17 protein-coding genes and 2 pseudogenes are annotated in these 17,450 nt (G+C 50.6%); all 19 read left to right on the forward strand.

Annotated elements, in window-relative coordinates; translation table 11 throughout:
* Nucleotides 1-705: a tetratricopeptide repeat protein gene (locus NT140_09380; protein ID MCX5832080.1), complete on the forward strand. Its 705-nt coding sequence runs from the start codon at nt 1-3 to the stop codon at nt 703-705.
* On the forward strand, nt 705-2,930 hold the full coding sequence (gene gspD, locus NT140_09385) for a type II secretion system secretin GspD (GenBank protein MCX5832081.1): 2,226 nt from the start codon (nt 705-707) through the stop codon (nt 2,928-2,930). The genes NT140_09380 and gspD overlap by 1 nt, the downstream gene beginning before the upstream one ends.
* 14 nt (nt 2,931-2,944) lie before the next feature.
* Nucleotides 2,945-4,735 (forward strand): type II secretion system ATPase GspE, encoded by a 1,791-nt coding sequence (gene gspE, locus NT140_09390; protein MCX5832082.1) that lies wholly within the window; start codon nt 2,945-2,947, stop codon nt 4,733-4,735.
* Between the two features lie 76 nt (nt 4,736-4,811).
* Nucleotides 4,812-5,579: a TPM domain-containing protein gene (locus NT140_09395; GenBank protein MCX5832083.1), complete on the forward strand. Its 768-nt coding sequence runs from the start codon at nt 4,812-4,814 to the stop codon at nt 5,577-5,579.
* Nucleotides 5,580-5,597: 18 nt separating this feature from the next.
* Entirely contained in the window at nt 5,598-6,326 is a 729-nt protein-coding gene (locus NT140_09400) for a hypothetical protein (protein MCX5832084.1), read from the forward strand.
* A 15-nt stretch (nt 6,327-6,341) separates the two neighbouring features.
* A complete protein-coding gene (locus NT140_09405) occupies nt 6,342-6,917 on the forward strand; it encodes a LemA family protein (protein ID MCX5832085.1) in 576 nt (191 codons plus the stop codon).
* A gap of 140 nt (nt 6,918-7,057) precedes the next feature.
* Nucleotides 7,058-8,797 (forward strand): glycosyltransferase family 39 protein, encoded by a 1,740-nt coding sequence (locus NT140_09410; GenBank protein ID MCX5832086.1) that lies wholly within the window; start codon nt 7,058-7,060, stop codon nt 8,795-8,797.
* Nucleotides 8,798-8,915: 118 nt separating this feature from the next.
* A complete protein-coding gene (locus NT140_09415) occupies nt 8,916-9,248 on the forward strand; it encodes a helix-turn-helix domain-containing protein (GenBank protein ID MCX5832087.1) in 333 nt (110 codons plus the stop codon).
* 115 nt (nt 9,249-9,363) lie between these two features.
* On the forward strand, nt 9,364-9,588 hold the full coding sequence (locus NT140_09420) for a hypothetical protein (GenBank protein MCX5832088.1): 225 nt from the start codon (nt 9,364-9,366) through the stop codon (nt 9,586-9,588).
* Nucleotides 9,585-9,971, forward strand: a complete 387-nt coding sequence (locus NT140_09425) for a type II toxin-antitoxin system VapC family toxin (GenBank protein ID MCX5832089.1) — start codon at nt 9,585-9,587, stop codon at nt 9,969-9,971. The genes NT140_09420 and NT140_09425 overlap by 4 nt, the downstream gene beginning before the upstream one ends.
* A 337-nt stretch (nt 9,972-10,308) precedes the next feature.
* Nucleotides 10,309-10,527 (forward strand): addiction module protein, encoded by a 219-nt coding sequence (locus NT140_09430; GenBank protein MCX5832090.1) that lies wholly within the window; start codon nt 10,309-10,311, stop codon nt 10,525-10,527.
* The gene (locus tag NT140_09435; protein ID MCX5832091.1) at nt 10,524-10,820 is read left to right on the forward strand and encodes a type II toxin-antitoxin system RelE/ParE family toxin; all 297 of its coding nucleotides are present in this window, start codon (nt 10,524-10,526) and stop codon (nt 10,818-10,820) included. The genes NT140_09430 and NT140_09435 overlap by 4 nt, the downstream gene beginning before the upstream one ends.
* A gap of 249 nt (nt 10,821-11,069) precedes the next feature.
* Nucleotides 11,070-12,152 (forward strand): DUF2971 domain-containing protein, encoded by a 1,083-nt coding sequence (locus NT140_09440; protein MCX5832092.1) that lies wholly within the window; start codon nt 11,070-11,072, stop codon nt 12,150-12,152.
* Nucleotides 12,153-12,483: 331 nt separating this feature from the next.
* Entirely contained in the window at nt 12,484-12,816 is a 333-nt protein-coding gene (locus NT140_09445; protein ID MCX5832093.1) for a nucleotidyltransferase domain-containing protein, read from the forward strand.
* Entirely contained in the window at nt 12,813-13,223 is a 411-nt protein-coding gene (locus NT140_09450; protein MCX5832094.1) for a HEPN domain-containing protein, read from the forward strand. Before NT140_09445 ends, NT140_09450 begins: the two co-directional genes overlap by 4 nt.
* 53 nt (nt 13,224-13,276) lie before the next feature.
* Nucleotides 13,277-13,372: pseudogene (locus NT140_09455) on the forward strand (DUF2442 domain-containing protein).
* A gap of 38 nt (nt 13,373-13,410) precedes the next feature.
* Entirely contained in the window at nt 13,411-14,556 is a 1,146-nt protein-coding gene (locus tag NT140_09460) for an aminotransferase class I/II-fold pyridoxal phosphate-dependent enzyme (GenBank protein MCX5832095.1), read from the forward strand.
* Nucleotides 14,553-15,485 carry a glycosyltransferase gene (locus tag NT140_09465; GenBank protein ID MCX5832096.1) on the forward strand — a complete coding sequence of 311 codons (933 nt, stop codon included), beginning with the start codon at nt 14,553-14,555 and terminating at the stop codon, nt 15,483-15,485. Before NT140_09460 ends, NT140_09465 begins: the two co-directional genes overlap by 4 nt.
* A pseudogene (gene arnA / locus NT140_09470) lies at nt 15,482-17,439 on the forward strand (bifunctional UDP-4-amino-4-deoxy-L-arabinose formyltransferase/UDP-glucuronic acid oxidase ArnA). Before NT140_09465 ends, arnA begins: the two are co-directional and overlap by 4 nt.
* Nucleotides 17,440-17,450: the final 11 nt, after the last annotated feature.

Genomic DNA, 17,450 nt, shown 5'->3' on the forward strand with positions numbered 1-17,450 from the left:
ATGAGTTATATCAACAACGCCTTAAGAAAGGTTCAGAAAGAGAGGGACAGCCGCTACGCCGTATACGGCGACTTTATTTCTTTGCGCCGGGATGGGATCTCTGTGGCCAGGAGTTGGCGGGTATTCGCTTTCCCGGCGACGGTCGTACTTATCCTGGGAATACTGGCGGTTGCGGGCTGGTTTTTTTACCCGGCAACAACCCCGACGGTTAAAAGCTCTGTGGCTGTGTCTCCTCCGCAGGCAGCAACTGTTGCAGAGCAGTTAACATGGCCGGCAGCAGCCGCTGGGGAGGATTCGGCCCGCAGAGACCGGTCGGCGAAGGTTTACGAGTTAGCACTGGCCGCTCAGCGCGGCAAGCGATGGAAGGAAGCGGAGAGTCTGTATCAACAGGCCATCTCCTACGATCCGCGGCATGTACAGGCCCTGAATAATCTGGGAGTGCTTTATATGACGCAAAAGCGCCCGGAAGAAGCCATGGAACTTTTTGTCAAAGCGCTGGCGATCCAGGCTGGCTATGTTGATCCTTACTACAATTTAGCCTGCCTTTACTCCCAGTCAGGCAACGTCCGGGCCAGCCTGAGTTATTTAGAAAGGGCGGTTAAAATTGACGTTCAGGTCAAGAAATGGGCTAAACAGGATAATGATTTCAAGAAGATGCAGTCATTACCGGAATTTATTAAAATAACGGAAGAATTGGTAAAGTGATGGCATACAAACTGAAAAAAACAATGATGCTGGCAGCTTTCTTTTGGGCGGCGCACTTTATCGGCCCCTCTCTTTTACCGGCGGCCCGTGTGGCCGGCGAGGATGTGCCGGTTCCGACCATGACTGCGCCGGCCGCCGCAGCGCCCCGTCCTGACCAGAGCCCTCCGGTTGTCAAACGTCAGGAAAAAAAGGATGCCCCCGCGGTGCCGCCTCCGGGAACCTTCCCCGCCAGACTTGGGCAGACGCCTGCCGTCAAGGCTTCCGGCAATGCGGCTCTGCCTCCTGCGGCTGTTGCTGCAACCGAGACCAAGAAACCGGCAGCCAAATCCACACCGTATGTGACCATAGATTTTGACAATGTAGATATCCAGGTTTTCGTCAAGTTTGTCAGCGAACTCACTGGCAAGAATTTTGTCATTGACGAAAAGGTCAAGGGTAAGGTTACCATCATCTCGCCGCGAAAAATTTCCCTAGATGAGGTTTACAAAGTATTTGAGTCGGTGCTCGAAGTATACGGGTTTGCCACGGTGACCGCCGCCGACGTGATCAAGATCGTGCCGGCCCTGCAGGCGAGAGAAAAACAGTTGGAAACCCTGGTAGGCAAGCAGGACGGCAACCAGGGAGACAAGATCGTGACGCAGATAATCTCCCTGGAGAATGCCAACCCCGATGAGGTCAAAAAGGTGCTCGACCCGCTCATCTCGCGAACCAGCATTATCATGTCCTATCCTCCCACAGGGATGCTCGTAATAACCGATTATCTTTCCAACATTCAAAAAATAATGGAGATTATTGCCGCCCTGGATGTGGAAGGAATGGCGGGCCAGATTTCCTATGTGCCCCTCAATAAGGCCTTAGCTGCGGATGTTGTCAAATCGCTGACGTTGCTCTTCCAACCACAGCCCGGAAGGACTTCTCTATCCCCGATAAGGCTGGTGGCCGATGAACGGGCGAATGCCGTTATCCTGGCGGCCAGCGCGATGGATTCGGATCGGATTAAAAAACTAATTGAGTTTATGGATAAAGAGATTCCCAAGGGAGCGGCTACACTGAAGGTTTACCGGCTCCAGAATGCTGTGGCCGAAGATTTGGCCAAGGTGTTAATGAATATACCCAAGGGTACAACCGGCGCACCGGGCATACCGGGCCAGGCGGCGGCGGGAAAATCGCCGCTGCTGTCCAAAGATGTGCAGATAGTGGCCGATAAGGCCACCAATACGCTCATCATTACGGCTACCAGTGATGATTATAAGGTCTTGGAAGACGTCATCCAGAGCCTGGATGTATCCCGTCCCATGGTCTATATCGAAGCCCTGATCATGGAAGTAAAAGTCTCCAAGAACTTTCAGGTGGGAGTAGAATGGCGCGGTATCAAGGACACTACCAGCACCACCGCCCTGGGAGGACTCGGCAGTGCGGCCTTTATCGGTTCCGGCGGCATGGGGACGTCCGGCGCTTACAACGCGATTCCCAACGTGAACATCGGTACTACCGGCAGCTCCGTGTCTTTTCCGCCAGGTTTCTCCCTGGGTATGCTTGGAGCAGGCATCACCATCGGCGGCGTTATGTTCCCCAGCATCGGGGCGGTGCTCCAGGCCTACCAGAATGATACCGATATCTCTATTCTTTCCACGCCCCAGATCATGACCTTGGACAATGAAGAGGCGGAGATAAACGTGGGAGAAAACGTTCCCTATCTTTCCCGGCAGGACACTACTTCGGGCATTTCGACAGTGGCGGGAGGCATCAACTACAGCAGTTATGAATACAAGGATGTGGGTGTGACGCTCAAAATTACGCCCCATATCAACGCCGAGGACTTCGTGCGCCTGAAGCTCGACCAGAAGGTTGATAAGGTTAGCTCCGGAGCGGCTGAAGCGCGTCCTACAACCCTGAAGAGACAGGCGAAGACGACCGTGGTCGTGAAAGATAAGGAAACCATCGTCATCGGAGGCCTGGTGGGAGACGAAACCACTGATACCACCTACCAGCTTCCCTGTCTGGGCAGCATCCCGATCCTGGGTTGGCTTTTCAAGTCCGCTTCCCAGAATCGGGCCAAAACCAATCTCTACGTGTTTATCACCCCCCACATCATCAGGACGCAAAAAGACGCCGCCGAGTTCTACAAGGTGAAGAAAGATCAGATGGGGGAGGTTAAAGACGGGGTTATCAAAATGAATGAAAAGGCGACGCCGAAAGCCCCTGATGCTGAGAGTAAAAAGTAAATAGTGAAAAGTGAATGGCACACTCAGAAATAATAAACGAAACGGTGGATCAGAAACCGCTGGCAATAAGAAGTGGTGCCGCATCACTGTCTCTCGATGCCCGTCTCATCCAGGCCGGCCTGACGGAGGAAGCCCTGGCGGAAATCAAGACCGCCTGCCGCGCTAATGGTTCCGGATTGTTGGAACTGCTCCTGCAGAAAAAATTACTCACGGAGGCGCAGGTACTGGATATCTTCAGCGCTCATTTCCATCTCCCCCTCTGGTCCGATCTGCCCGTGGAAAACATCAACCCGGAGTTTACTAATTTCTTTCCTATTCAGTATCTCAAAAAGTACAAGATGGTGCCCCTGGCGGCCCCCGATGACAACCGGTTCGTCGTCGCCGTCAACGATCCCTTTCGTTTTCAGTTTGTTGATGACCTTTGCCGGGTACTCGGCAAAGACAATGCCCTTTGGGTACTCTCCAGCCAGGAGGCGATTATCGCCGCCATTAATCTGGCCTACGATCTGAGTCGCAGTTCGGCGAAAGAATTTTTCCAGGAAATGACGGACGAGACCCCGGAGCGTCTTATCTCCGAGATTGAGGAGACGGCGGACCTGCTCGATGAGACGAGCGAGGCGCCGATAATCAAGTTAGTCAACCTGCTCGTTTCCGGGGCCATCAGAGACCGGTCCAGCGACATTCACATCGAACCTTACCAGAATGCCCTTAAGATACGCTATCGTATTGACGGTATTTTGTACGATATTTTGAGCCTGCCCCGTAGGATTCAATCCCCCTTGGTTTCCCGGGTCAAGATCATGGCCAAGCTCAATATTGCCGAGAAGAGGATGCCGCAGGACGGCCGGATTGAAATAAAGATTGCCGATCGCAACGTGGATATCCGCGTTTCCGTCATTCCCACCGCCTTTGGGGAGCGGGTAGTTCTCCGTCTGCTCGATAAAACATCGTCCATCATGCAACTCGCTGATCTGGGCATGGATGCCAAGTCCATCCGGCTTTTTAATCGCCTGATCAAGTCGCCCTACGGCATCGTTCTCGTTACCGGTCCGACGGGGAGCGGCAAGTCCACCACCCTTTACGCCGCCCTTACCACGATCAATCAACCGGAGATAAACATCATCACGATCGAGGACCCGATCGAGTATCAGATCGAGGGCATCGGGCAGATCCAGGTTAATCCCAAGATTGATCTGACCTTTGCCGCGGGTCTGCGATCCATCGTCCGCCAGGATCCGGACGTCATTCTCGTCGGGGAAGTCCGCGACCGCGAGACGGCGGAGATCGCCATTCAATCATCCTTGACGGGCCATCTGGTCTTTTCCACACTGCACACCAATGATGCGGCGAGCGCCGTAACGCGTTTGATAGATATGGGCATTGAGCCCTTTCTGGTCACCTCTGCCGTCATCGCCGTGGTAGCCCAGCGGTTAGTACGGCTCCTGTGTCCGAAGTGCAAACAGGCCTATACCCCCGATGACGAATCCCTGACCAATGTCGGTATCAGTAAGGAGATGCTTCGCAACCATGTCCTTTACATCCGGAAGGGCTGTCCGGCCTGCATGAACACGGGCTACCGGGGACGGTCGGCCATCTTTGAGATCATGATTATGGATGAAGACATCAAGCGGCTGGTTCTGAAGACTTCCGACTCCAATCAGATCAGCGATCTGGCCATCAGGAGAGGGATGACTACCTTGCTGCAAAACGGTGCCGAGAAGGTTTTGCAGGGGGTGACGACCCTGGAGGAAGTACTCCGGGTGACCAGGATTATTATCAGACGGGAAACGGATCTGGAAAATTAATCCCCGCTTTCTCTAACTTACTAAATGTCGGCTCCCGGACAGATAAAAATTTGACTGAGCGGAAGACAAGAGAGCTATGACAAACCTTAACAGGCAAATTACTCTTTCCATAGTGTTGCTGGGCCTGCTGTTTTGCAGCCCTGCTCTCGGCGCCGAAGCCGGTTTCCCGAAGCCTCGGGGCGCGGTCAATGATTTTGCCGGGATCATTGATGCAGCTTCGGTGCAGACGATGGAAAATGTGTCCCGCGAGGTGCTGGAAAAAACGGGCACTTCCATTGTCGTGGCCGTGCTGGCCAGCATCGGCGACAATTCCCCCGATGATTACGCAAATCGCCTCTACCAGGCCTGGGGAATAGGAGCAAAGGGGAAGGACCGGGGAGTGCTTGTTTTTCTGGCCCAGAAGGAACGCAAGGTCCGCATTGAAACCGGCTATGGAGTAGAGGGTATTCTTCCCGACGGCCTGACGGGAGAGATTCTCGATAAATATGTGCTTCCCGACCTCAAGGCCGGGCGTTACGGTCAAGGGCTGACTAAGGGCGTTGCCGCAGTGGCGTCGGTGATAGCGAGAGACGCCCGGGTCACCCTTACGGGAGTTCCGTCCTTATCGGCGCCTCGGGAAACCGCACCCCGGCGGGGCATAAATCTTTTCACGGTGATCCTGATAATCATCGTTTTGGCTCTGCTGATCGGTACGAGACCTGGCCGGGAATTATTGCCCTACCTGATCATAATGTTGATGAGCGGCGGTGGCAGAGGTGGGGGCTCCGGCGGTTTTGGCGGGGGGGGATTCGGGGGGTTTGGCGGTGGCTTTAGCGGTGGTGGTGGCTCAAGCAGGGATTTTTAATAGGGAAGGAGGCTGCTCATGTTAGGGAAGATCAATAAGCCGGAGGATATATTTGCTGAAATAACGGCAGATTTTCAGAATGCTCTGGGAAAGGATCTGGTTTCGCTTATCCTATACGGAAGCGCTGCTACGGGCCATTATGTGCCCGGGAAATCGGACGTTAATGTTCTGATTACCCTTACCGAGGCCGGACTCAACGATCTGGAACGGGTCATTTACGTGGTCGGGAAATGGCGGAAAAAGAAGGTGGCCACGATTTTCATGTCCCAGGCTTCTATTGCCTCCTCCGTTGACGCCTATCCCGTGGAATTGTTAACGATGAAGCTTAATTATCGTCTGCTTTTCGGCGTTGATGTGTTGGCCGGGCTGACGCTTCTTCCCTGTGATTTGCGTTTGCAGTTGGAAAGGGAGCTGCAGGGAAAGATGTTCCATCTAAGGCAGGGTTTTCTGGAGTGCGAGGGCGGGGAAAGGGGACTCAAGCAGCTAATCGGCCTTTCCCTCGGTGCCTTTATGCACTTATTCAAGGCCTTACTGTTTCTCAAGGGTGCTGAAATTCCGTCCGGCCGGCGGGAGGTGATCACGGCTCTCTCGAAAGCCTATTCGATTAATTCCAATGTACTTCTTCGGTGCATTGATCTTCGGGAAGGAAAGGGCCGGTTTTCAGCCGGGGAAGTCAAGCAACTATTTAAATCCTATCAGGGGGAGATGGCTGAAATCTCGGCCCTGATCGACAGGATGAAAGTCTGAAAAAGGAGGTAGCACATGACTACATTCAAAAGAAATCTGATTATTGCCGGTGTTGTTGTACTTGTTGTCGTTTTCATTCTCTATTCATTGTTTCAGGGGAATTACAATAAATTCGTGACCCTTGATGAAACGGTCAAGAGCTCCTGGGCGCAGGTGGAAAACCAGTTGCAGCGACGCTATGACCTGATTCCCAATCTCGTGGAGACGGTAAAAGGTTATGCCAAGCAGGAGAAGGATGTCCTGATTGAGGTGACGAATGCCCGGGCCAGGGTCGGCGGGGCGGGGAAGATACCCGATAAGATCGCGGCCAATAATGAACTGTCGAGCGCCTTGAGTCGCCTGCTGGTGGTGGTGGAAAAATATCCTGATCTGAAATCGAATCAGAATTTCCTGCGCCTGCAGGATGAGCTGGCAGGGACTGAAAACAGGATTGCCGTAGAAAGACGACGTTACAACGAAGCTGTGCAGTTCTACAACGTTGCCGTTCGCTCTTTCCCCGCGAGCATTGTGGCCGGCATCTTCGGGTTTGAGCAAGCGGCTTTCTTTGCGGCTCCGGCTGCGGCAAAAGCTGTCCCGCAGGTGAAATTTTAAAAAGAAGTGGTAATTGCAAAAGTCGTATAAATGCAAACTATGTCATTCCAGCGAAAGCCGGAATCCAGAATTTCAATGCGTTACAAAAATACTGGACACCGGTTTTTCCCCGTCAAGCGAGGACTAAACAGAGCACCGGCGTGACGACTTTTGCAATTACCACGATAGAAGAGAGGAAAAAGATAGTGACGGGAATAACGGGTAAGCTTCTGATTCTGTTCATTATGCCGCTTTTCCTCTACGTAGGCCTCCTGCCCGTCATGCCGCTCATGGAGCCGGACGAAGGACGCTACAGCGCGATCCCCAGCTCCATGAATAAATCCGGCGACTACATCACGCCCCGCCTGAAAGAAGCCGTCTATATAGAGAAGCCGCCCCTCGCTTACTGGGCAACCGCCCTGTCGTTTAAAATCTTTGGCGAAAATGAATTTTCTTCCCGGCTCTTTGCGGGTCTGTGCGCTTGGGGCTGCATTCTCATCGTCTATAGCATGGGGCGTTTCCTGCACGATGAAAAGACCGGCCTCTATGGTGCGGCGGTATTAACGACCTCGCTATTTCACTTTGCCATCGGACGGATCAATATCCTGGATATGCCCGTGGCCTTTTTTCTGAGCCTGGCCATCTGGTCAGGTTACCGCTTTTGCGCGGCGGCCGGAAGGAAGGAGTGGCTCTATCTGTGCTATCTGGCAAGCGCCCTGGCCTTTCTCACCAAGGGATTGATCGGCATTGTTTTCCCTGCGGCGATTATCGTCATCTGGCTCGTTTCCGTGGGCAGATGGCGCGATATTATCAAACTGATTTCATCCCTGGGGATTCTCATCTTTTTTACCGTTACTCTGCCCTGGCTTATTTTGATCCAACAGGCCCACAGCGATTTCTTCAGATTTTTTTTCGTGCAGGAGCATTTTCAGCGTTATACCACGACGATTCATCACCGCAACCAACCGGTCTATTTTTTTCTGCCGATCATCGTTGCCGGAACGTTGCCTTGGTGCGCCTTCCTATATAAAGCTTTGCGTAAGAAAGAGACCTCCCCTGTCTGCGACGGCGGCGGGCAGATGAGCGTCTGGCATAAGTTCCCCTGGTTCCGCCGGGAAGACGCCCGGTATCTCCTGGTCTGGGCGGGTTTCATGTTCCTTTTCTTTTCCCTTTCCTCGTCCAAACTGATACCTTATATTGCCGCCGTCTTTCTGCCCCTGTCGTTGTTTCTGGGGAGCATCTTCCGCCTTTACGATGAGCAGAAAAAAGACTCCAACCTTCCCGCCCCCCTCAGCCGGTATGACTTGCCGATCATATTTCAGTCTTTGCTCTTCATCGCGGTATTGGCAGTTGCCCCGTTTATTGAAAAGCGCCCGCTGAATCTTTGGGTGCCCTTGATTGTTGTACCCGTCATCATGCAGATTTTGCTGGTTTTTATGCCCGGTTTCGTGCGGCGCAGAACAGGCGCCCACTGGTTTCTGACGATTTATTTCTTGGCGGCGCTATTCCTGGGGGCATTGGTTTTTCCCCTTTCCCAGTTTTTGACCCCCTATAAGTCTGCCTATGTTCTGGTTCAGGCCATCAAGGACAACCTGCCCGCCGGTCAGGAACTCTATCAATATGATATGTGTCTTTACGGCGTAGATTTTTATGGTAAAATCAGGACGCCAATTGTAGATGATATCGGCGAGGTGCGATATGGCAGCGAATTTTTGCCGGCCGCCGAAAAAAAGCATTACTTCATGAATTCTGACGAGTTTTTCAAGCTTGTCGGACAGCGCCCGATAACGTACTGCGCCACCAAGGGTCAGGAACGGGTGGAAAGGCTCAGAAAAGTGGTTCCCAATCTTACGGTTATATGGGACAATAAGGAGTATTATCTGGTAAAACTGCAATCCTGATCGCCCCGATTGAACCCTGCCCCACCCGACTCACTGATGAAGCGTTAATCGGGATAAAAATATTTGCATAACATACGCCAGAAGGGTATGGTATGAAAGTAGTCGAAAGGTGGTAGCAATGGCAAAGACAGAGCAAAAACCCAGACTGTCTAACGAACTGATGGAGGCTGCCGAAGACATCAACCAATGGCGTGAAGACAAGATCACACTGAAAACATACACTGTTGATCCGCAACCTAAGATCGAGGTAACACCCGAGATCATCCGCGAGACACGGGAAAATCTGCATTTATCCAGGCCGGTATTCGCCCATGAACTGCATGTTTCACCCCGGACATTGGAGAAGTGGGAACAGGGACGAACCAAACCCAACGATCAAGCCGCCACGCTGATCATGCTCGTCCGCAAGTTTCCCGATACCCTCCGGCGCTTGAAAGAGTTGGCGGTTTGACCATGCACGCGATATTCCGGGGCGGGAAATATAGTTGCCATCAATCATAATTTGAATCCGTCCCCGGTTCAAGGCGTGGGAATTATTGGACAGATAGGAATTAAGGGGTGACAGGATGGAAACCATAAAATTTGAAACGGATATTGACTCTCAAGGAGGCATTCATCTTCCGGAGGAGTTTCGCCATGCCTACGGTAAGCATGCCCGGCTGGTTTTGTCGTTGCCGGCACTTGAGTTAACACGGAAAAAAGGACGGCAACCCGGAAGCGCCAGAGGAATACTCAAGGTACTTTCCGAAGATGACGAACACCTGAATGATTTCAAGGAATACATGCCATGAAACTCTTACTGGACACGCAGGCCATTCTCTGGTTTCTTCTCGACGATCATCGTTTGAGCGGCAGAGCGAGGGAGAATATTTCGGGTCCCGATGCCTTGATTTTTGTCAGTCCCGCCAGCCTTTGGGAGATCGCCATCAAGATCAGCCTTGGTAAGTATGAGCTCCCTGCGCCTTTCGAGGCATTCTGGGATGAACAATTTATTACCAACGACTTTGCGCTTTTGCCCGTGTCAGTGTCACATGCCGCACAGGTTGTCAATTTACCCTTCCATCATCGCGATCCATTCGACCGTTTGATCATTGCCCAGTCGCTCGTTGAAGGGATGCCGCTCGTAAGCAGTGACATCATATTTGATCGTTATGGCGTCGAACGGGTTTGGTGAAAGATGCTGTGAGGATGAAAACGGGGAGCAATGTCGTCAGTTAATGATTTGCATCAGATAGTTAACCTCTGCCGGAGCTCCGGCAGAGATTTGGGATGGTGGAGTAAAGAACCATGAAACACAAATTATTGCTTGAATAAAATGTGAACCCGTCCCCGATTGTTCTCTGGATGCTGCAACGACGCAAGCTGAATTCGGCTTGGCAGAGATGGCGGCCAATAAATTAGCAACCCGGAAACTGACCAACTGGCCTTGGATTAGTGCCATCTTGAAAACGTAATGGAATTAGTAAGGTCCCAAGATTAGTGCATTTTGTAGATAAAGAGGTGCAAGAGCCATGAGTAATTCAAGTATTGCCGAATATGTAAAATTGAGCGTTCCTGAACGGATTCAACTTGTTGAAGATATTTGGGACAGCATCGCCGCGATACCGGAAGAGATGCCGCTCACGGAGGCGCAGCAGGCAGAATTGGATCGGCGTCTTAACGCCTATCGTTTAAATCCCGAAGAAGGATCTCCGTGGGAATACGTGCGAGAGGCCATCCGTCGCTCATGAAACGCATGATATTCATCCGCCCCGAAGCGGAACAAGACATGCGTGATGCCTATGGCTGGTATGAAACACAAATGCCGGGCCTAGGAGCTAATTTTCTCCTGCATGTTGACGCTCAGTTGAGATCGCTCCAGAGGAACCCGTCACAATATCCGATCGTTCACCGAGAAGTTAGGCGTTGCCTGGTCCGTCGTTTTCCTTATGGCATTTTCTATATGGTTGAAGATAAACGGATTGTTGTTCTGGCTGTATTCCATGCCAAACGCAACCCCAAATCATGGCAGGCAAGGTCATGAACAGAATCCGGTCAAGAGCAAAGGTAATTACCTTTTTATCCCAACGAGTTTTTTGCAGCTATCAGGCTACCGGCTCAGACAAGAAGCAGAATAGTCAAGAAAGCCGCGTGATTAATCTGGGAAGTGTCCCTGGTTTTTTTGGTATGGTGTCCCGGGATTTCCCAGGCGATATCCCGGGGCTGGAATGAATAGGTGCCATCAATCATAATGTAAACCCGTCCCCGATAGAGTCAAAAGAATAAGGATTTTATGACCCTTCCAAAGCATCTTTACCATTATACATCCCAGAAAGGTATTCTCGGTATTCTGGAAAGTAATAAATTGTGGATGACCAACATCCTTTATCTGAATGATTCAAGTGAATTTACATATACCTTAGAATTGGTAAGATCAAAATTGAAGAAACTGAAAGAACAAAAACAAAACATAGGGATACTTACACCGAATGATGTAAAATATGAACAGGTTGAGAGGGTATTGGATGGATTTTTCAATGATAAAAGGACTGAAAGTTATGTATTTTCACTTTCAAATTCAAAAAAAAAGGATGACGACCTAAATCAATGGAGAGGGTATTGTCCAAGAGAAGGTGGGTTCTGTATTGAATTTGATTCTGGGAGATTGTTCTCCATAATAGAGAAAATGAATAAAATGAGTAAAGGGAAGTATGAAATAAGTGAATGTATATATCATCATAAAGATGAACCAATAGAATCAGTGGAATCGTTGATACGTAAAATAACAGAAGCCGACTTTTATAAAGAATTAGTAGAAATTTCTTCATACATAAAAGATAACTCCTTTGAAGATGAAAAGGAATACCGTATAATATATCAAGGGGTTCCTAACGAAATAAATTTTCGCGGAGGAATTTCAATGATAATACCTTATATTGAATTACCTCATATCCAATTTTCACCTGTAGATGATGTTCTGCCTATCACAACTAAAGAAAAAAATGACAGATGGATTTACTATGGAAAAACAATGTCAGGTGATTTTTATTATAACAATAGTTCTATTGTAAATGTAAGTCCCCAGATTTCCAAGGTATGGTTCAAGATAAAACTTTCAAAGTTAGAAAAAGATAACACTCTTCAACAATTCAGAAAATTTGGACAATCAATGGATTATTGGGAAAAATTAGATAACCAGATAATGTTATATGAATTGGATTGTGTCAATAAAACGGGAAAAACTCTAAAGTTGGTATATTATGATATTAAGGGAAAAACATTGCTCAATCACGACTATTCAGACCCCACGACAGATCAAATAATACCTGGGTCAATGAATGATATATTACTCAATAAAGTTTGTCCGAATAAGTAAGTTATAAAAAAGTGACGAAACGAGAAAAACCAAGAGTAAATCAGGGGGACACCTTACTAGTTTTTCTGTAAAATAAGAAAGGCACCCATTAAAGTCAATCGGTGACGGGTTCAGATATTGGTGGATGGAACGGGTCAGGCTGATTCGAAAATGCCGGCGTGACCTGCGGGCGCTGGCAGCGAGGATTAACAGTGGGGGTATTCCGGTGCCATAATACGGCTTTATCACAAGAAAATTTTTCCCGGTTCAATCCGCTAGATTGAATTATTACAGTAATAGTGAGGTGCAGTCTTATATATCGAACCAACAGGAACTGAACGAGGAGTTTAACATGGGCACCATGAAACTGACAGATAATGAAAAAAAGTCCTTAGATGCGCTGCACAAGGTTTTATTTGAGAGATATCCGGTCGTTGACTTCCGTCTTTTCGGCTCAAAGGCAAGGGGTGAAGGCGTAGATGATTCCGATATGGACGTCATGATTGAAATTCCTGAATATGATCCGGTCATGGTTGCCGAGATAGACGATCTCATCTACCGGTTCAACCTGGAATACGATGTTTTTATTTCAGCGCTTTTTTTCGGCAAGAATGAACTGGAAGAAGGCCCGTTGTCCGAAGCGCCGATCTATAAAGCGATTCAGCGCGAAGGGGTTCCGCTATGAGTATAGACGAGAAGAAGAAGTCCCTCGCCGAGCACAGGTTGATTCAAGCCGCGGAAAGTCTGGAAGAAGCCCGCTATCTTATTGAAGGTGGCAAGAGCCTTCGTTCCGTTGCGAACCGGATTTACTATGGCATGTTCTACGCGGTCTTAGCCCTCCTCATTTATGAGCCTTTTTCGTCCTCAAAACATACCGGTGTTATTGCCTATTTCAATAAGAATTTCGTAAAACAAGGTATCATCCCGGAAGCATTGGGACGTTGCCTAAACAAGGCATTCGATTTGAGGCAGCGCGGTGATTACCGGGAATATTTTGAACTGACTAAAGACCAGGTGGAACCGCTTCTTGATGTGGCAGAAGAATTTATTACCGCCATCAGGACGTATTTGCATGAAGGTGGCAAAATCTGACTAATGGGGATATTGCACAGAGACATAACACCGAGCGTGGCGTATTCGGTGGGCTGATTGGCAGGGGGCAAGGGATTCATTGGGATGATATAGACGAGGACATCAGCATAGAAGGGCTATTAGCAGGAAAACAATCTGGGGAAAGCTAAGCATCATATAAAAAATGGCTTGAAGTAAGAGGCAACAAATGAATATCCGTGAAGATTTTTTACCATTGAGCAGGCCGGCGATCGGGGAGGAAGAAATCAGACAGGTGGTCGCCTGTCTGAAGTCCGGCTGGATCACCACCGGCCCTCTCTGTCAGAAATTTGAGGCGCAGTTTTGCGAACTTACGGGCGCCGGTCAGGCGGTTTCCGTCACTTCCGGGACCGCCGGCATGCATTTAGTGCTGCTGGCGCTCGGTATCGGGCCGGGGGACGAAATAATCACTCCTTCGATGACCTTTGCCTCCACCATCAATATGATTGTTATGCTGGGCGCGAAACCGGTTTTCGTTGACATTGATTACGAAACTCTCAACATTAATGCGGACCTCATCGAAGCAAAGATTACCGGCAATACAAAGGCCATTATCCCGGTTCATTTCGCCGGTGCGCCGGCCGATATGGACAAGATTCTGGATATAGCCGGCAGGCACGGACTTACGGTCATTGAAGACGCCGCCCACGCCGTGGGAACCTGGTATAAGGGCATTCATGCGGGCGGGTTCGGGCAGATCGCGATTTTTTCCTTTCATCCGATCAAGAATATTACGACGGGTGAAGGCGGGATGATTGTCCATAACGACGGCAAAATGGAGCAGCAGCTTCGGCAGCTCAGATTTCACGGTTTGGAACGGGATGCCTGGAAACGCTACGGCAAAGGCGGCAACCCGGAATACGATATTCAGACCCCCGGCTTCAAATATAACCTCACGGACATGCAAGCGGCCCTTGGGCTGGCCCAGTTGTCGCGACTCGAGGAATTGAACAAGCGCCGGGCTCATCTTGCCAAACTCTATATGGAGAGTCTCAAGGGTCTGAAGCGAATCGACCTTCCGGGTGTACCCGGTTATCGTCATATCCATTCCTGGCACCTTTTTATCATCAAGTTGCTCGATATGGACAGGAGGATTTTCATGGAAAAACTGTCGGAATATAATGTAGGGTATGGTCTCCATTTCCCGGCCAATCACCTGCTTGCCTACGTGCAGGAGCGCTTCACGATCCCTGCCGGATCTCTACCCGAGACGGAGCGGGCGGCGGCGGGCATCATTTCCCTGCCGCTCTTTCCGGACATGGCGGATGCCGACGTCCATTATGTGGGCGAGGCCATAAGGGAGATAATGAAATGATTTCTTTGGTTATTCCTGTTTATAATGAAGAAAAGAACATCAAGACGCTCATGAAGCGGCTCACACCCATTATGCAGGGAATAGGCTCTCCCTATGAGATTATCCTGGTTGATGACGGCAGCTCCGATGGTTCGCTTGCCCTTTTGCGGAAGTTTGCCGACCGCCCGGAGGTCAGGGTGGTGGAGCTGACCAGAAACTATGGGCAGCACGCGGCCATCATGGCCGGTTTTTCTCTCGTCAAGGGAGAAATTGTTATCACCCTCGATGCAGACCTGCAGAATCCGCCCGAAGAGATACCCCGGCTGGTCGCCAAAATGACGGAGGGGAACTTTGATGTAGTAGGCACCATCAGGAGGGGGCGCAAGGATTCTCTTTTCCGGATACTCCCGTCCAAGGTCGTCAATATGATTACCCGCAGGATTACGGGCGTGAAACTGAGGGACTGGGGCTGTATGTTGCGGGCCTACCGCCGTCCTGTAGTCGAACGTATGATTTCCTGTCACGAGCACGCGACTTTTATCCCCGCTCTGGCCACCTATTTCGGGAAGCGGGTCACAGAGATAGAAGTAGCCCACGAGGAAAGATACGGTGGAAAATCAAACTATCCCTTGCGAAAATTGATCAACCTGCAGTTCGATCTGGTAGCCTCTTTTTCCGATTTCCCCTTGAAATTGCTCCTGTATGGCGGCGTCGGCATGGCCTTGCTGGGGACTGTTTTCGGTCTGGTTCTGGCCGTGGCCCGCCTGTCCTATGGTGCGGCCTGGGCGGCGGAAGGCGTTTTTACCTTGTTTGCTATCCTCTTTCTATTCGTGGGCATGCAATTTTTTGCCCTCGGGCTGATCGGGGAGTATATTGGCCGCATCTACCGGGAAGTGCGCAAGCGACCCGAATATGTTATTGAACAAATTTATTCTTCTGATAAATTATGAAGACTGTCGTTTTTGCCTACCATGACATGGGTCTTACGGGGCTTACGGCCCTGCAGCGGGCCGGTCTGGAGATCGCGGCCGTTTTTTCTCATGCCGACGACCCCAAGGAGAATTGCTGGTTTGGTTCTGTGCCCGACTGGGCCCAAGAAAATAACGTTCCCCTTTTCTGTCCGGAAAACGTGAACACGGAAGCGTGGTTCGCAAAGATTTCCTGCTTGGCCCCGGAGGTAATATTCTCATTTTATTACCGCCACCTCCTGGCAGGAGAAATTCTGACCATTCCTCCTTTAGGGGCATTCAATCTACACGGCTCCCTTTTGCCTTATTATCGTGGCCGCTGTCCCGTCAACTGGGTGCTGGTCAACGGTGAGACGCAGACGGGCGTCACTCTGCATCGCATGGTGGATAAGGCGGATGCCGGCGCTATTGTTGCCCAACAGGCAGTGCCCATCGCCTTTGCAGATACGGCGCGAAGCCTCTATGGAAAGCTTTGCCGACAGGCAGCAGTGTTGCTAGACGAGGTCCTGCCCCTGATAAAAACGGGAACGGCCCCGCGTATCCCGCAGGATTGGCGGCAAGGAAGCTATTACGGCCGCCGCACCCCGGCGGATGGCCGTATTGACTGGCACTGGCCGGCGCTCACCATCTACAATCTCGTCCGGGCGGTAACGGCGCCTTATCCGGGAGCCTTTACTTTTACCGCCGGTGGTGACATGATTACCATCTGGTGGGCGCAACCGGAAGACGGGGCGAGCATCGCCGGGCAGGCAGGTCAATTGCAATTAGAAAAGGGCGCCGTCCTGGTCTGTGCCGGCGAGGGACGTCTCAAACTGCTTGATGTGGAAATTAACGGTAAGCATTTGAAAAACGCTGAGATAGAAAATTATTTTACGGAAAGAGAAGGGGAAGTATTACTATGAATGTCCTGATATTAGGGGTAAACGGGTTTATCGGTCACCATTTGACGAAGTGCATCCTGGCCGAGACGGATTGGAGCGTCTATGGCATGGACCTCTCCGACGATCGGCTCGGGAAGGCCCTGGATAATTCCCGCTTCCATTTTATTGAAGGCGATATATCCATAAACCGGGAATGGATCGAGTATCACATCAAAAAATGCCACGTGGTCCTGCCTCTGGTCGCCATTGCCACGCCGAAGCTCTATGTTGAAGACCCGCTGGCCGTTTTTCATCTTGATTTCGAGATGAACCTGAACATTATTAGACAGTGTGTAAAGTATCATAAAAGGGTGGTCTTTCCCTCCACATCGGAGGTCTATGGCGCCTGCCCGGATGACGAGTTTAGGGAAGATGAAAGTTTCCTCGTGGTCGGACCGATCAGGAAGGAACGCTGGATCTATTCCGCCTCCAAACAGCTTCTGGACCGGGTTATCTACGCCTATGGCACACGCGGCAACTTTGATTTTACCCTTTTCCGCCCCTTCAACTGGGTCGGGCCGCGCCTCGATTCCCTCTACGCCGCAAAGGAGGGGAGCTCCCGGGTGGTCACCCAGTTTATTGCGGAGTTGCTGCTGAAGCGTCCGCTCAAGTTGGTGGACGGAGGCCTGCAAAAACGCTGCTTTACCTACGTGGACGATGGCATCGCCGCCTTGCTGAAAATACTGGAGAACAAGGACAACCTCTGTAAAAACGAGATCATCAATATCGGCCATCCCGATAACGAATGTTCCGTGAAAGAGCTCGCCACCCTTCTGAAAAATATATTCATGGCCCATCCCGATCATGTCAATGACCCTGAATACTCGGAGATTGTGCAAATTCCCTCGGAGACTTACTACGGGAAGGGTTATCAGGACATTTATTCTCGTAAGCCAAGCATTGTCAAGGCCCGGAAACTTCTCGGCTGGACGCCATCCGTCGGGCTGGAAGACGCGTTAAAGCGGACCCTCTATTCCTTTCTGGAAGAAAATGCCGCGGAAGTCCGCTCATCCTGAGCTGGTCGAAG

The organism is Deltaproteobacteria bacterium, from assembly GCA_026388415.1.
In the GTDB taxonomy this organism is placed as follows: Bacteria; Desulfobacterota; Syntrophia; order Syntrophales; family JACQWR01; genus JAPLJV01.

Excerpts from the sequence above, each read along its gene's own strand:
- NT140_09425 (MCX5832089.1), top strand. The coding sequence starts at position 9,585 with ATGAAACTCTTACTGGACACGCAGGCCATTCTCTGGTTTCTTCTCGAC.
- NT140_09405 (MCX5832085.1), top strand. The coding sequence starts at position 6,342 with ATGACTACATTCAAAAGAAATCTGATTATTGCCGGTGTTGTTGTACTT.
- NT140_09450 (MCX5832094.1), top strand. The coding sequence starts at position 12,813 with ATGAGTATAGACGAGAAGAAGAAGTCCCTCGCCGAGCACAGGTTGATT.
- gspD (MCX5832081.1), top strand. The coding sequence starts at position 705 with ATGGCATACAAACTGAAAAAAACAATGATGCTGGCAGCTTTCTTTTGG.
- NT140_09400 (MCX5832084.1), top strand. The coding sequence starts at position 5,598 with ATGTTAGGGAAGATCAATAAGCCGGAGGATATATTTGCTGAAATAACG.
- NT140_09460 (MCX5832095.1), top strand. The coding sequence starts at position 13,411 with ATGAATATCCGTGAAGATTTTTTACCATTGAGCAGGCCGGCGATCGGG.
- NT140_09380 (MCX5832080.1), top strand. The coding sequence starts at position 1 with ATGAGTTATATCAACAACGCCTTAAGAAAGGTTCAGAAAGAGAGGGAC.
- NT140_09420 (MCX5832088.1), top strand. The coding sequence starts at position 9,364 with ATGGAAACCATAAAATTTGAAACGGATATTGACTCTCAAGGAGGCATT.
- NT140_09415 (MCX5832087.1), top strand. The coding sequence starts at position 8,916 with ATGGCAAAGACAGAGCAAAAACCCAGACTGTCTAACGAACTGATGGAG.
- NT140_09430 (MCX5832090.1), top strand. The coding sequence starts at position 10,309 with ATGAGTAATTCAAGTATTGCCGAATATGTAAAATTGAGCGTTCCTGAA.
- NT140_09395 (MCX5832083.1), top strand. The coding sequence starts at position 4,812 with ATGACAAACCTTAACAGGCAAATTACTCTTTCCATAGTGTTGCTGGGC.
- NT140_09435 (MCX5832091.1), top strand. The coding sequence starts at position 10,524 with ATGAAACGCATGATATTCATCCGCCCCGAAGCGGAACAAGACATGCGT.
- NT140_09465 (MCX5832096.1), top strand. The coding sequence starts at position 14,553 with ATGATTTCTTTGGTTATTCCTGTTTATAATGAAGAAAAGAACATCAAG.
- NT140_09445 (MCX5832093.1), top strand. The coding sequence starts at position 12,484 with ATGGGCACCATGAAACTGACAGATAATGAAAAAAAGTCCTTAGATGCG.
- NT140_09440 (MCX5832092.1), top strand. The coding sequence starts at position 11,070 with ATGACCCTTCCAAAGCATCTTTACCATTATACATCCCAGAAAGGTATT.
- gspE (MCX5832082.1), top strand. The coding sequence starts at position 2,945 with ATGGCACACTCAGAAATAATAAACGAAACGGTGGATCAGAAACCGCTG.